The 15,377-nt window shown below is 35.3% G+C and carries 12 protein-coding genes and 1 pseudogene; 5 read left to right on the top strand and 8 right to left on the bottom strand.

Features of this window, described 5'->3' with window-relative positions:
* Nucleotides 1–27 precede the first annotated feature (27 nt).
* Nucleotides 28–1,809 carry a 1-deoxy-D-xylulose-5-phosphate synthase gene (locus M666_RS06175; RefSeq protein ID WP_029447336.1) on the top strand — a complete coding sequence of 594 codons (1,782 nt, stop codon included), beginning with the start codon at nucleotides 28–30 and terminating at the stop codon, nucleotides 1,807–1,809.
* Complete coding sequence (locus M666_RS06170; RefSeq protein WP_024482134.1) at nucleotides 1,796–2,902, top strand: DUF3078 domain-containing protein; 1,107 nt, start codon at nucleotides 1,796–1,798, stop codon at nucleotides 2,900–2,902. The genes M666_RS06175 and M666_RS06170 overlap by 14 nt, the downstream gene beginning before the upstream one ends.
* 4 nt (nucleotides 2,903–2,906) lie before the next feature.
* Here the strand turns inward: M666_RS06170 and dgt are convergent, their stop codons facing one another.
* Entirely contained in the window at nucleotides 2,907–4,250 is a 1,344-nt protein-coding gene (gene dgt, locus M666_RS06165) for a dGTP triphosphohydrolase (RefSeq protein WP_029447337.1), read from the bottom strand.
* A 174-nt stretch (nucleotides 4,251–4,424) separates the two neighbouring features.
* On the opposite strand from dgt, the gene M666_RS06160 reads away from it, so the two are divergent.
* Nucleotides 4,425–4,826, top strand: a complete 402-nt coding sequence (locus M666_RS06160) for a carboxypeptidase-like regulatory domain-containing protein (RefSeq protein ID WP_024482136.1) — start codon at nucleotides 4,425–4,427, stop codon at nucleotides 4,824–4,826.
* Between the two features lie 160 nt (nucleotides 4,827–4,986).
* Complete coding sequence (locus M666_RS06155) at nucleotides 4,987–7,275, top strand: inorganic phosphate transporter (RefSeq protein WP_024482137.1); 2,289 nt, start codon at nucleotides 4,987–4,989, stop codon at nucleotides 7,273–7,275.
* 76 nt (nucleotides 7,276–7,351) lie between these two features.
* Here the strand turns inward: M666_RS06155 and M666_RS06150 are convergent.
* Nucleotides 7,352–9,844 (bottom strand): annotated as a pseudogene (locus M666_RS06150) (zinc-dependent metalloprotease).
* Nucleotides 9,845–10,061: 217 nt separating this feature from the next.
* Here M666_RS06150 and M666_RS06145 point away from each other — a divergent pair.
* Entirely contained in the window at nucleotides 10,062–10,463 is a 402-nt protein-coding gene (locus tag M666_RS06145) for a hypothetical protein (protein ID WP_024482139.1), read from the top strand.
* Nucleotide 10,464: 1 nt separating this feature from the next.
* On the opposite strand, the gene nadD is transcribed toward M666_RS06145, so the two are convergent.
* The 6 genes from nadD to M666_RS06115 form a co-directional block, all read right to left on the bottom strand.
* Nucleotides 10,465–11,055: a nicotinate (nicotinamide) nucleotide adenylyltransferase gene (gene nadD, locus M666_RS06140; RefSeq protein ID WP_029447338.1), complete on the bottom strand. Its 591-nt coding sequence runs from the start codon at nucleotides 11,053–11,055 to the stop codon at nucleotides 10,465–10,467.
* Between the two features lies 1 nt (nucleotide 11,056).
* Nucleotides 11,057–11,641, bottom strand: coding sequence for a guanylate kinase (gmk, locus tag M666_RS06135; protein ID WP_024482141.1), 585 nt, complete (start codon nucleotides 11,639–11,641; stop codon nucleotides 11,057–11,059).
* Nucleotides 11,641–12,498, bottom strand: a complete 858-nt coding sequence (locus tag M666_RS06130; RefSeq protein WP_025616127.1) for a YicC/YloC family endoribonuclease — start codon at nucleotides 12,496–12,498, stop codon at nucleotides 11,641–11,643. Before M666_RS06130 ends, gmk begins: the two co-directional genes overlap by 1 nt.
* A 91-nt stretch (nucleotides 12,499–12,589) precedes the next feature.
* Nucleotides 12,590–13,396: a 3-keto-disaccharide hydrolase gene (locus M666_RS06125; RefSeq protein ID WP_029447339.1), complete on the bottom strand. Its 807-nt coding sequence runs from the start codon at nucleotides 13,394–13,396 to the stop codon at nucleotides 12,590–12,592.
* Nucleotides 13,397–13,422: 26 nt separating this feature from the next.
* Nucleotides 13,423–14,160, bottom strand: coding sequence for a 3-keto-disaccharide hydrolase (locus tag M666_RS06120; RefSeq protein ID WP_024482144.1), 738 nt, complete (start codon nucleotides 14,158–14,160; stop codon nucleotides 13,423–13,425).
* 10 nt (nucleotides 14,161–14,170) lie between these two features.
* The gene (locus tag M666_RS06115) at nucleotides 14,171–15,223 is read right to left on the bottom strand and encodes a sugar phosphate isomerase/epimerase family protein (protein WP_024482145.1); all 1,053 of its coding nucleotides are present in this window, start codon (nucleotides 15,221–15,223) and stop codon (nucleotides 14,171–14,173) included.
* Nucleotides 15,224–15,377: the final 154 nt, after the last annotated feature.

Here is a 15,377-nt window from a genome sequence, read left to right as displayed (position 1 = left end):
GTATTTTTGCGTGATTTTATATATGATATGAATAGCTCCATTTTGCAACATATTAATTCTCCTAAAGAATTAAGAGAACTGTCTCCTAAACAGCTTCCTAAACTTGCCCAAGAATTAAGGGAGTTTATTATTGCTGCCGTGGCCGCTAAAGAAGGACATTTAGGAGCTAGTCTTGGTGTAATAGAATTAACTATTGCCTTGCATTATTGTTACAATACTCCCGTAGATAATTTAATTTGGGATGTAGGTCACCAAGCCTACGGACATAAAATTTTAACAGGCAGAAGAAATGTTTTTGAATCCAACCGACAGTTAAATGGTATCAGTGGATTCCCTAAACGAAGTGAAAGCGTGTATGACACTTTCGGAACAGGCCATAGCTCTACGTCTATTTCGGCAATTCTAGGAATGGCCATTGCCTCTAAATTAAAGGGCGACCTACATAAAAATCATATTGCCGTAATTGGCGACGCCTCTATTGCTAGCGGAATGGCTTTTGAAGCACTAAACCACGCAGGTGCCACAGATGCTAATGTTCTCATCATTCTTAATGATAATGCTATTGGAATTGACCCTAGTGTAGGTGCCTTAAAAAAGTACCTAACCAATGTTAAAAAAGGGACAGCAAAAGATGAAAACATTTTTGAATGCTTAAACTTCGACTATACAGGTCCAATAGATGGACACAATCTTGATGTAGTTATTTCTACGTTACAAAACCTACAAAATAAGAAAGGCCCTAAATTATTACACCTAATTACTACGAAAGGCAAAGGCCTTAAACAAGCTGAAGAAAACCAAGTGACCTACCATGCCCCTGGAAAATTCAATAAAGATACGGGAGATTTACTTCCAAAATCTAACGAGTTTCAGCCTTCAAAATATCAGGATGTATTTGGCCTTACCCTAGTAGAATTAGCACAACAGAATGAAAAAATTATAGGCATTACTCCAGCTATGCCTACGGGTAGTTCTTTAAAATACATGATGGAAGAGATTCCTGAAAGAGCTTTCGATGTGGGTATTGCAGAACAACATGCCGTGACATTAGCAGCAGGCATGACCACGGAAGGGTTTATACCTTTTTGCACTATTTATTCTACTTTTCTACAACGCGCCTATGATCAAGTAATTCATGATGTTGCCATACAAAACTTACCTGTAATCTTCTGTCTGGACAGAGCAGGGTTAGTAGGGCAAGATGGTGCTACACATCATGGCCTATATGATATTGCATTTTTAAGATGCATACCAAACTTAATACTCGCAGCTCCAATGAATGAACTGGAGCTTAGAAATATCATGTATACCGCACAATTGGGTTTAAACCATCCTATAGCCATAAGGTACCCTCGAGGACGCGGTGTATTAAAGGAATGGAAATTACCTTTTGAAAAAATTGAAATAGGAAAGGCGCAAAAACTAAAAACTGGAACGAAAATTGTGGTGCTTTCCATCGGTCATATTGGTAATATGGTCAGTAATGTTCTTGAAGAAGTTGAGGACATGGAAAAAATAGGACACTATAATATGCGCTTTATTAAACCCTTAGACCGCAAAGAATTGGAGCAGATTTTCACCTCTTACGATCATATTATTACGATTGAAGACGGGTGTAAAACGGGAGGTTTTGGAAGTGCGATTATAGAATTTGCCAATGAGAATTTATACCAAAAACCAATAACTGTTTTAGGGATAGAAGATAAAATTATCGAACAGGGGACCACCGAAGAACTGTATCAGATCGCTAAAATTGATGCTTTATCATTAAAATTGAAAATCAACACCATATTAAATGCAAGCAAATAACCTAAAATTAACTGCACTACTAGTCGTTTTCTTATGCTTTGCTAGAGTTAATGCGCAAGATAGTATTCCAGAGCCACAAGAAATAGATTCCATAGCTATAGACACCATTGTAATCCGTTCTTTTCAAGATCGGATTAAAAATATTCCGAGAGGCGCTAACTTAACTAACCCTGTCATCTCTTTTAAAAGAACAAAACCCCTAAAAAACAAATACAACCGGTTTAAAATTCCGTCTTTCTGGGATAATGAGAATAAAATTGGTTTTAATTTTAGTGAGGTAGCTTTTATCAATTGGAATGCCGGTGGAAATAATTCAATTGCCGGAGCTGCAAATGCAAAATTTGTTAGAAACTATAAATTTAGATACGTCCAATGGAATAATGATTTGGAAGTTCGTTACGGGTTAAATGCGCAGGAAGACCGGGAACTTAGAAAAACGGAAGATGTCATTAGATTCAGTTCTACTTTTGGTTATAGAAAAGACACCATTACCAATTGGTACTATTCTGTAAAAACCAATTTTAATACGCAATTTTCTAACGGATATAAGTATCCAGATACTGAAACCCCGATCTCTACTTTTATGGCACCAGGTTATCTATTTTTAGGTGCAGGTACCTCCTACATACCTGAAGGCAAAAAATTTAATCTTTATATTTCACCAATCACACAAAAAGCCACCTTTGTTTTAGATCAGGACCTTGCCAACAACGGTTCTTTTGGGGTTAAAAAAGCCGTAAAAGATGCGGATGGCGCTATTATTGAAGAAGGTGAAAACGTCTTTATGGAGCTCGGTTTTCTCATCACTAATACTTGGGAAAAGGAAATAATGACCAACGTACTGATGAATCACAGGATTAGTTTATACACGGATTACCTCAACAGCTTTGGGAATATTGATGTAGATTGGGAGCTAAATTTCAATCTTAAAGTCAATAAATACATCACGAGTAACATAGGAACACAAGTTATCTTTGATAATGATATTTTGTTTGACGAAGTTGTAGATGACGCTGGCGTGGTCACCTCAAAGGGAGTGCCTAAAATTCAATTCAAACAAATTTTAGGCATTGGTATTACATATGATTTTTAGATTCTTAAAGCTGTTTTCCCATAATTTTATTATGAATATGCACTGCAGCACTGTCTGATAAGCTAGCAACATAACAGCAGGTGTTTAATAAAATAGCATAGGCAGAACCATCGGTATCCTTATAGTTTCCAGGAAGTGTTTTAATTAAGAGCTTATCATAATTAGAAGCATTGTCTTCTTTCTTATTCATTAAAGCGGTGGTATACACCTGGAGTATATCAGAGATGATTTTATACCCTGCAATCTCTTTTTCTATGACCTCTTGTGATTGGTAAATTTTATCAATACTAAGTTTGATGATATCATCAATTTGCGCTTTATAATCGCTCTTATCTAATAAAGCTACATGAAACTCTCCTGCTAGAATAGCGGATTCATTTTCAACAAATATCCGCACAGCATCTGTAATAAGCGTATTAATCGCTAATGCTCTTAAATAACTCAAACGATCTTCCATGTGCCCCATGGAATTGTATTTTTTAGTATTGATACTGTTTTTAACCAACTTAATTAAGTACTCTAAAGCAAATTCTTCCGATATCAAACCTAAATTAATACCATCTTCAAAATCAATTATCGTATAACAAATATCATCTGCCGCCTCTACTAAAAAGGTCAAAGGGTGTCTAGAATAGCTAATAGATTCTCCTGCACTTGTTTGCACCAAGCCTAACTCCTGCGCAATAGGAATAAATTCATTTTTATCGGATTGAAAAAAACCAAACTTTTTATCCGCAATATGGCGCGTTGGTTTCTTAGGTAATGATTCTTTTGGATACTTCATAAAAGCCCCTAACGTCCCATAGCTTAACCTTAGTCCGCCTTCCACACCTTTTCTAGAAGCAGTAAGTAACCTAAAGCCATTAGCATTTCCTTCAAAATCTATAATATCTTGGTATTCTTTATCGGAAAGTAGTGGTTTAAACTTTTTGCCCTCGCCAGTTTTGAAAAATTCACCAATAGCTTTTTCTCCACTATGGCCAAATGGCGGATTTCCGATATCATGCGACAAGGCAGCTGCAGCAACAATGGCTCCAAAATCATTCATTTGATAGCCGTGAACCTCACTTAAATACGGATGCTTTTCTATTATTTTTTTTCCCGCTATTCTTCCCAAACTTCTTCCTACTACAGAAACCTCTAAACTATGCGTAAGCCTAGTATGCACAAAATCTGTTTTTGATAAAGGAATAACTTGGGTCTTATCTTGCAAGGATCTAAAAGCTGAAGAAAATATAATTCTATCATAATCTACCTCAAACCCTAATCGTGTTTCATCTTGCTCTTTACGCAATCTTTTATGATGATCTCCTTGTCGTTTCAATGAAAGTAGCTGCTCCCAGTTCATAAGCTCAATAATTTGATGCAAGATACATTTTTTTCAAAGCAAGCCCGCGTAGAAACGGAGCTCCTTTAAACCATAAACATAACATACTGGAAATATATCTTTAACTTGGTGGTAACTTTAAGTTTACATTCTGTCTTTTAATTTGCATTGCAATTTAAAAGCATTTAATCAGCGATGAACAAAGTACTTAGCATCTTACTATTTTTAGTTACAATAGCTAGCTTTTCACAGAACAGTGGAAAAATTATGGGGAATGTTTCTGATGCAGAAATAGAAAATGAAGCCTTATTATTTGCTTCTGTAAAAATTAAAGACACTCCAAATGTTGCCCAAACTAATTTTCATGGAAATTACGAATTTGAAAATATAGCTTCCGGAGAGTACACCTTGGTATTCACTTTTCTTGGATACGAGACAAAAGAAGTAGCTGTTTCTGTAAAAAATAATGAAATTTCTAGAGTAGATGGAGCACTAAAATCTAAAACTATAGCAATAGATTTACTTTCTGATGAAGAAATTGCCGCTACAGAAAAATCAAAAAATACTGTTTCCAGAAGAAATTCTTCCTTAAAATAAGCCCCTAAACGATTAGTTTTCGAATTTTGAACGACATTTAGGGCATTACAAATCGAATTTGCATATTTTAGCCCTAAATAAGGTAGGTCTTATATCATAACCTTATATTAACTTTAATACCAGATATTAATGGCATTTTTGCCGTTAGATACACGAATTAATGGGTGAAAATATTTATTTATTCATGATTGTTGCCTTAGCGGTATTGGCAATCACGGATTTAGTGGTTGGCGTTAGTAATGATGCCGTTAATTTTTTGAATTCAGCAATAGGATCTAAAGCAGTTTCTTTTAGAACCATTATGATTGTTGCCAGTGTTGGTATTGCACTTGGAGCAGTGTCTTCTAGTGGTATGATGGACATTGCAAAAACAGGTATTTTTAATCCGAATAATTTTGTTTTCTCAGAAGTCATGATCATTTTCATGGCGGTGATGATTACCGATATTCTGCTTTTAGATTTCTTCAACACCCTTGGAATGCCTACCTCAACGACAGTTTCTATTGTTTTTGAACTATTAGGAGCCGCTGTTGCCATTTCTATATTAAAAATCTTTGCTGTTGATGGTAGTTTATCTACCCTTGGTGAATACATTAATACAGATAAAGCTACCGAAATTATTATAGGAATTTTATTATCTGTAGTCATAGCATTTACCGTTGGAGCTATTGTACAATTCTTTTCTAGATTACTTATTACCTTCAAGTTTGAAAAGCAAGCCAAATGGGTAGGTGCCGTATTTGGTGGCTTTGCAATTACTGCCATTATCTATTTCATAATCGTAAAAGGATTAAAAAGTGCTTCCATATTAGATGGCCCTATCTCTGAATTTATAGCTACCCAAACCAATGCCTTTATCCTTATAAACTTTGTCTTTTGGACCTTATTATCACTACTATTAACCACCGTATTTAAAACAAATATTTACAAGTTAATTATCCTTTTAGGAACCTTTGCCTTGGCAATGGCTTTTGCGGGTAATGATTTAGTAAACTTCATAGGTGTGCCTATCGCTGCATTACAATCGTATCAAGATTGGAGTGCTTCAGGTGTTTTAGCTACAGAATACGGGATGTCTGGTTTGACCAACGCAGTACAAACACCTATACTACTCCTATTACTATCTGGCGCTATTATGGTTTTAACCATTTGGTTTTCATCTAAAGCTAAAAACGTTGTTAAAACTAGTGTAGACCTTTCAAGACAAGACGAAGGAGAAGAACGTTTTGAGCCTAACTTCATGTCGCGTCAAATAGTGCGTTTATCTGTAAAAGCATCAGAATCTTTTTCTGCTATTTTACCCAATAGCCTGCACAACCGTGTTAATGCACGTTTTGAAAAACCAGCACCATCTGTATTAAAGGTAAAAGAACAAGACAAACCTGCATTTGATTTAGTTAGAGCAGCCGTAAACCTTATGGTAGCAAGTATCTTAATATCATTGGCTACCTCTATGAAATTACCATTGTCTACCACGTATGTAACTTTTATGGTTGCCATGGGTTCTTCCTTAGCTGATAAGGCTTGGGGCGCAGAAAGTGCAGTTTACCGAGTTGCAGGGGTATTAAATGTTATTGGCGGATGGTTTTTTACTGCGATTATAGCTTTTGTAGCGTCTGCGATTATTGCTATTTGTATTAATTATGGTGGTACCATCGCTATAGGTATTTTCTTAACCTTAGCTTTTCTAATGATTTTTAGAAATTACTTTAAACAAAGCAAGAAAGCACAAGAAATTAAAGCAGAAGATAGCCTTAGAAAATCTGAAAGCAGCTCTATACAAGGAGTTATAGAAGAAAGTGCTAACAACATTTCTACGGTAGTTAAACGCAGTAACAAAATTTATACGATAGCTATTGATGGTCTCGCACGCCAAGACTTAGACTCTCTTAAAAAGAACAAAAAACAGGTCAACAAACTCTCTACAGAGATTGATGAACTACGAGACAATATCTTCTATTTTATTAAAAATTTAGATGAAGCTAGTGTAGGTGCGAGTAATTTTTACATCAGCATATTAGGCTACTTGCAAGATATGGCTCAATCTTTAGAATACATCAGTAAAGTAAGCCATAAACACATTCACAACAACCATAAGAAGCTTAAATACAACCAAATTAAAGAATTGAAAGAGATTGATTCAAAACTAGAAAGCGTTTTTAATGAAACTAAGCTAGCCTTTGAAACTAGATCTTTTGAAAAGATTGGAAATATTATCAAACATAAACATGAAGCTTTTGATTTGGTTTCTCAGAAAATTAAGAAACAAGTAGAACGAACTAGAACGGAAGAATCTAGCCCTAAAAACACTACGTTATACTTTTCTTTATTGCAAGAGACAAAAGACTTACTAACGGCTTTAATGAATCTTTTAGAACTGTATTACAATGAGCACGATAGCTCTGTTGAACCAGCTAAGGTTGATTTATCTAATCAGAACAATAAATAAGAATCACTTAGATTTTTTAAGCATATATAAAAAGGAAAGGGAGAAATTGTTCTAATTTCTCCCTTTCCTTTTTTGCTTATTTTGATGACGTATCTAAATACGTATCAATCCTTGCTATAGCATCATCATAATGATAGCGCGTTACGGTATTAACCCCTGCTTTTCTAGCAGTTTTGAGCTTAGAGCGTAAACTTGTAAGCTCTCCCCTGACCAATGCTCTTAGATCAGACGCAGCAACCTCATAATTTATAGCTCCTTCAAAACCTCCTCTATTAAAACGTCTTGGCGTATACTCCTCTTTTAGTAAATACCCCATCCGATCAATATAGGAACGCTGTAAGTTTCTCCTATATATAGCTACATTTTTTGCACTATTGGCCTCACTCCAAAGCCCAGTACGTAAGTCTTTCAACATCTCTAAAGCACTATAGTAATTTACAGCAGTAGTTTCTGCATCCATTAATCTACCAAGACGATCAAAACTCAAAAGCGAATTTAAATGACGTTCTTGTAGTTTTCTCACCTTTTCAAAATATCCAGCATGGTCAATATTCTGAAGGATACTTTTATCAATCAACCATTCTGGCGTAGCAAAAATATTTTTCTGCAACCATTGCATGGATGCCCTCTGTGATTTTTCATCTAAACGCGTATACACGAATCCGCCTTGTTCTGGCTTTTTTAGATCTTCAAAAACCCCACCAATATTGGTAACTACATGACCAATATAACGACTATAAACTCCTAAAAGCTCACCATACAATTCCTCTAAATCATCATAATTATTTGTTTTATCAGAAGTCCAAGCAGGTAAATTTGCGGCTACATATTTTAAGTTTTTTAATCCATAGGTACTCGCTGCAACAGGGTCATCCCCTACGCCTTCGGTCTGAGACTGAGGATCAAAAGTACTTGACTGTCTCCCAAATTTATACTTAGGGTCATTAGCCTTTTCTGCAATCCATTGATCTAAAACAGGAACTTCTTCTTCTGCAGAATTTGCTTCTGCAATGTACCGATATCCCCAATTGGCGGCGTAATGATCATAAGGTCCCATTTGACGTATAAAACGAATATTTTTATCTCCCGGTTGCGCTACATAATTGTACCGTGTATAATCCATTAAACTTGCAGCTAAACCAAATTCTTGGGTAAAAGCACCATCTCTTAAAGACTCTACCGGATAGGAATAACTAGCCGCCATATTATGAGGAAAACCTAACGCATGCCCCACTTCATGCGCAATTACCATACGCATCATCTCTCCAATTTCTTCCTCTGGTGTATCTAAGGTTCGTGCAGAAACATTTGCAGCTCCTGTCTCTAATAAATATCTATTTCTATAACTCCTTAAGTGATTGTGATACCAAATAATATCACTCTCTATAATTTCCCCACTTCTAGGATCAGAAACACTAGGACCTACCGCATTACGAGTAGTACTAGCTACATAGCGCACTACAGAATACCGAATGTCTTCTGGACTAAATTCTGGATCTTCTTCTGGAGTAGGTGCATCTTTTGCTATAATGGCATTTTTAAATCCTGCCGTTTCAAAAGGTTTTTGCCAATCTTCTATTCCTTGCTTCATGTAAGCCTTTAGGTTCTCTGGAGTACCAGGATCTAAATAATAAACAATAGGCTTTACGGGCTCTACTAATTCCCCACGAGCATACGCCTCAGGATCTTTTGGTTCTAACCTCCAGCGTCTAATGTATGTTTTTTCATCAGCCTTTAACTGCATACTTCCAAAATCATTCTGGCTTACCGTAAAAAATCCTACACGAGGATCATACAATCTTGGTTGCATAGGCACTTCAGGTAAAAGAATCATAGATTGATTCATTTGAAGACTTATTGATTCTGACTTGGCCTGGGTTGGAGGCTCTGAAGCACTATAGGTAAAATCTTGTTTAACTTCAATATTTTCAGGAAAACTCTTTACACTATTCACAAAACTCCTAGAGGCATCTAATTTTTTTACTTTGTATTCTTTTCGCAATCTACTAGACAGACCACTAATAGCAGGTACATCTTCAGAGAAGAACTTAGTTACATTAATAACAACGGCTGTAGAATCAGCATTGAAAGCTTCAATATTAAAAGCATATAAAGTGGGCTCATAATTATTTACCTGAACAGACTTAGCAATTGCTTTAGTATCTGGTGCAATATTCGAAAACGATTTTATTTTCAAGAGAATTTTATCCTGAAACCGCAACCAATGCACCACTTGCTCGTTGGTTTTAGAACCGGCATTCATATAACCGCCACCCAAACCTTCTGGAATCTGAGCAATTCTACTCACCCAAAGCATGTCTTTATTTAAAACATTGAAGGGTATTTAATAAAAATATTCTTTTTTAACTTGATGCGTTTTAAACAAACCATCATCTGTAATGGCTTCTTTTGTAATTACATCCGCATACGATTTAATGGCATCTTTATCTTTTGATTTTGCCGTAGGTGCCGCTACCGCTTTAGATTTTTTACCTTTCTTTTTTTGTGCTTGAGCATTTTCTAAGGAAATTACAGATAGACAAATGAACAGTAGTAGTAGTTTTTTCATATATAAGATTGATTATAGTTTCTAAATTTAGAAAAACACTATTCAAAACTTAAGGTTTTTAAAAAACCTTAACATTTTTAACCTGCAGTAGGCTAGCTAACACATCCAATATCCTAAACAAAAGTGCATACTATACACTATTTACTAAAAAGCATACATTTTAACGGGTCATCTATACGTCTATTTCTTAACTTAAAGTACGTTTACAATTACACCTATGACTTCTCAACTAAATAGAACATTAATTAAAAGATACCAACTAACAATTGGTACGTTTTATTTTTATGAAAATTACGTGGTCTCAGAAGTTAATGAAGGGATTGCATTATCTTTTGAGACCTCACAGGAAGCTATACAATTAGGAAAAGAACATTATGGAAAACATACACCCTTTGTTTTTATATCAAACCGCGTAAACTCTTATTCTTTTAATCCGACATCTCATTTCAAAACAGTGCCTATATTCCCAAACCTCAAGGGGTTCGCCGTTGTTGTCTATGATAGTATTAATAAAGAAATTGCCGAAATGGAACAAACATTTGTTCACAAGCCCGTACATATATTTGATGATTTAAGCGATGCTATAACTTGGGCTGAGAAGCTTATTATAGCAGATTAATCTATTTTTTGTAGAAATTCATTTCGTCTATATACTTCCAGACCTCTAGGGGTAATAGCGGCTTAATATTCTTCCCTTCTTTGTGTTTCTGACGTATAAATGTGGATGATATTTCCATAATAGGAGCATCATCAACAATAGTAATCTTAGGGTGCCCATCAAATTGATGTTCAATCTTACCCTCGGAAATTCGAGGGTAGACATGAATAGAATAGTTTTCTAAGATAACCTCATAATTTTTCCATTTATGAAACCCTTTTAGGTTGTCTTCACCCATAATCAACGAAAAATCATATCCGCTAGGATATTTTTCTGATAAATAAGCTAAAGTGGTTACTGTGTAATTTGGCTGCGGCAAATTAAACTCTATGGTACTTGGTTTTAAATGATCATAAGCTTCTATAGCTTCTAAAACCATTTGGTACCGATGCTGATTATCTACTAATGATTTTTTAGTTTTAAACGGACTCTGAGGCGTGATTACAAACCAAACCTCATCAAGGTCTGAAAATTCAACCATATGATTAGCGATAATCAAATGACCTATGTGTATTGGATTAAATGTTCCGAAATATAAACCAACTTTTTTCAAACTACTCCTCGTTTTTAGAACTCAAAAAATCTTGTACTAACTCATAAGATTCTGCCAATGCCGTATCTAAGTCATAGTTCTTGATAATCATATCAAACTGCGGTGCTGTTGCTAACTCTACAGAAGCCTTAGCAATACGCATGTTTATCTTATCATCACTTTCAGTACTACGCTTTTTTAAACGTATTTTAAGCTCATCTACACTTGGTGGCTTTACAAATACTGCCAAGGTTTGATCTGGAAATTTCTTTTTAATTCTTAAACCTCCAACAACATCAATATCAAAAATAACATTTTTACCCTCTGCCCATAAACGTTCTACTTCCGTTTTAAGGGTGCCGTAAAAATTATCTCTATACACTTCTTCCCACTCTAAAAAGTCATCATTTTTAATATGTCTTTTAAATTCTGAAAGCGACATAAAATAATAATGTTCTCCATTTTTTTCTTTCCCTCTTCTAGGTCTAGAAGTCGCTGAAATAGAAAATGCTAAGTTTAAATCGGTTTTTTCTAATAAATGTCTAACAATAGTTGTCTTTCCACTTCCTGAAGGAGCAGAAAATATGATAAGTTTTCCTCCCTTCATTACAATACGTTTAGCATTTGTTCTTTAATCTTTTCTAATTCATCTTTCATTTGCACTACTACTTGTTGTAATGGTGCAAAATTGGCTTTAGAACCAATAGTATTAATTTCTCTTCCTATTTCTTGGCAGATAAACCCTAATTTTCTTCCGTTAGAATCTACAGATTTCAAGGTAGTAATGAAATAATCTAAATGATTGGTCAAACGTACTTTCTCTTCTGTGATGTCGTATTTCTCTAGATAATAGATAAGCTCTTGCTCAAACCTATTTGCATCTAGATTTACAGCAAGGTCTGCCACCGCTTTTTCTAAACGCTCACGAATAGTACTTAAACGGTCTACGTCTAATTTTTCTACATCGATAAGCAAGTTTTTGATGGTTGTAATTCTAGTAACAAAATCATCATCTAAAACCTGACCTTCTTCAGATCTGAAGATATTAATTTCTTTCAAGGCAACAACTAAAGCTTCTTCTATAGCGACAAATTCTTGCTCGTCTATATCTTCACGCTCTGTTTTCATAGCATCTGGCATTCTAATTGCCATTTCTAACAAATGAGCATCTTCAACATTAGCTATAGCGCTAAGTTGCTTCATATATTGACGCACAACAACCTCGTTGATTACTGACGTAGTTTCATCTCCAGTATTCTCAACATACAAACTAAAATCAACCTTACCTCTAACCAGCGCAGTTGCTATAGTTTTTCTAAGTTGAAGTTCTTTTTCTTTGTATGAAGATGGTATTCTGGCGTTTAAATCTAAACTCTTACTGTTTAAAGATTTAATTTCGATGGTTATCTTTTTACTAGGAAGCTGTATCACATGCTTCCCAAAACCCGTCATAGACTGAATCATAAATAGCTATTAATTTAAGCAAAGGTAATTAAAAAATCACCTTTACTTATTTCCCATCTATGCAAAGTTCTAATCTGTTCTAAAAAACTGATTAGTTTAAGGCTCTAACCCAAATATTTCTAAAGCTAACTCCGCTTTCATCTCCATGATCTTGTAAGATGATTGGCGCTTTGCCATGTGCTTCGTTTTTAGGCCAACCAATATAAGGCGTAGTTCCTTTAATTTCCACATGATCTTGCACTAGAATACCATTGTGTAGCACTGTAATAGTGCCAGATTGTGTTTTTTGTCCATTTTTATTGAATTCAGGTGCGTGATAAATAATATCGTAGGTATTCCATTCACCACTAGGAACAGAAGCCTTGGCTAAGGGTACGTGCTGCTTATATATAGCTCCTACCTGCCCATTTACATAAGTATCGTTATCATTATTATCTAGGATTTGCACCTCATACCGTCCTTGAAGAAAAACCCCGCTATTTGCCCTACTTTGGTTCTTACCTTTTATAGTAGCAGGAGACTTCCATTCTAGATGCAATTGTATATCGCCAAATTCCTTAACAGTTTTAATATCTCCCGATTTATTCTTTACGGTAAAGCTACTATCCGGATTAATAATCCAATCTGCGAGTTTATCTTCATCCTTAGCGCTCACCCATTCATTTAAGCTATTGCCGTTAAATAGAATAATAGCATCACTTGGAGCCGTATTAGCATCAGAAGGTTTAACTACAGGAGGAACAGGAGTGTAAAATTCCGTTTGTTCAGGTTTAGTAGGTTCTTCTCCTGTGTATTCTTCATACGTAATTACAGCACTCTCTTTTTTAACCTTAGTTTCTTTAACCTGAGCATTACAAGAAAATAAAGTAAGCACCGTAATTAAATAAAAATATTTCATGGGTAGTTGTGTTAAGTTGCGTTTGATTAAAGTTTTTTGATTTTAATATTTCGATATGAAACCATGTCTCCATGATCTTGCAAACCTATTTTTCCTGTAGGATGCTTTCCAAAAGCTTCCCAATCCGCAAATTTCGATTTCGAAACCATAGTGCTCCATTCTGGATCATTAACAGCAAAGTCTACCAGATCAACACCATTAAGCACTACTTTACCAGTGTTTGTTTTATGGTTAATGGTTATCTCGCATAAATTCCATTCTCCAACAGGTTTGGTAACATCTTTAGAGGGTGCCACCATATCATACAAAGCCCCTGCTTGGTGTGTAGTTCCTGCTTTAGCATCAGGATGCTTTGTATTGTCTAAGACCTGTATTTCTGGACCTGTTTGGTAGGCTTCAGAAAATTTTGGATCTTCTTTTACTCCCCAAAAAATGCCGCTATTACCGCCTTCTGCTATTTTCCATTCTAAAGACAATACAAAATCTGTATATTCCTCCTTGGTCACTAAGTTGAAAGCATCTCCAGAAGGCCTTTCTTCCGGCGGATAAAATACCATGGCTGAACCTTCCAATTTCCAATGTTTAGAAACACCTTCTTTACCATACTCTTTCCAGGCATCAAAATTAGTCCCATCAAATAATACAACCCACTCTTCTTCCGCACTCTTTTCGGGAACCGGCTCTTCCGATTCTATTACTTTCTTTGCCTCTTCTTTACAACTGATAATTATCGTCAGAAAGGCAAGCATCATAACTTTTCTCATCGCACTGCAATTAAATTCCTAAAATTTTCTTTAATACCTCGTTGTCAATTTTTGAACCCGCAAAATCATCAAATGTTTTTTCTGTTGCCTCAATAATATGGTCTTGAATAAACTTAGCACCTTCTCTTGCGCCTTGTTCTGGACTTTTAATACAACACTCCCATTCCATAACCGCCCAAACATCACAACCATATTGTGTTAGTTTAGAAAAGATTGTTTTAAAATCTATTTGACCATCACCTAAAGACCTATAACGCCCTGCTCTATCTCCCCAATCATTGTAACCACCAAAAGCTCCTTTTTTCCCCGTTGGATTAAACTCAGAATCTTTAACATGGAATGATTTAATAAACTCATGGTAATGATCTATATAGGCAATATAATCTAGCTGTTGCAAAACAAAATGACTAGGATCATAAAGAATGTTTACACGCTTATGATTGTTTGTCGCCTTTAAAAAACGCTCAAACGTATCGCCATCATGTAAATCTTCTCCTGGATGAATTTCATAACATACATCTACCCCTTGTTCATCAAAATGATTTAAAATAGGCATCCAACGTTTTGCTAATTCTTCAAAGCCCATTTCTACTAAACCAGCTGGTCGCTGTGGCCACGGGTGCATGGTGTGCCAAAGTAAAGCTCCGGAAAAAGTAGCGTGGGTATTTATCCCTAAACGTCTACTAGCTGTGGCTGCTTTTTTTACCGTTTCTACCGCCCAAGCTGTACGCGCTTTAGGATTGTTTTTAACCTTATCTGGCGCAAAATTATCAAACATTATATCGTAAGCCGGGTTTACAGCTACTAACTGCCCTTGTAAGTGTGTTGAAAGTTCCGTAATCTCTAATCCATAAGAGTTAATCTTGCCTTTAAGTTCATCACAATAGGTTTGGCTTTCTGCCGCTTTATCTAAGTCTATTAAGAAATCTACCCAAGTTGGAATTTGAATTCCTTTATAGCCTAAATCTGCCGCCCATTTACACATTCCATCAAGAGAATTAAACGGTGCTTTACTATCTACAAATTGTGCTAAAAAAACTGCTGGTCCTTTTATTGTTTTCATCACTATTTTATTAATTATTTAAAAAATTACTGTTTGAATGATTTGATTACTAAAAATTTAAGAATTAATCTCTTATATTTAATGTTTGATATGCTACTACCATTTCAAATTGACAATGACTAAATATACTAATTACAATAGAATAATAACACAT

Source organism: Cellulophaga baltica 18 (assembly GCF_000468615.2).
In the GTDB taxonomy this organism is placed as follows: Bacteria; Bacteroidota; Bacteroidia; order Flavobacteriales; family Flavobacteriaceae; genus Cellulophaga; species Cellulophaga baltica.
The sequence above is the reverse complement of the archived record's forward strand: the minus strand, read 5'-3'. Positions and strand labels throughout refer to the sequence as shown.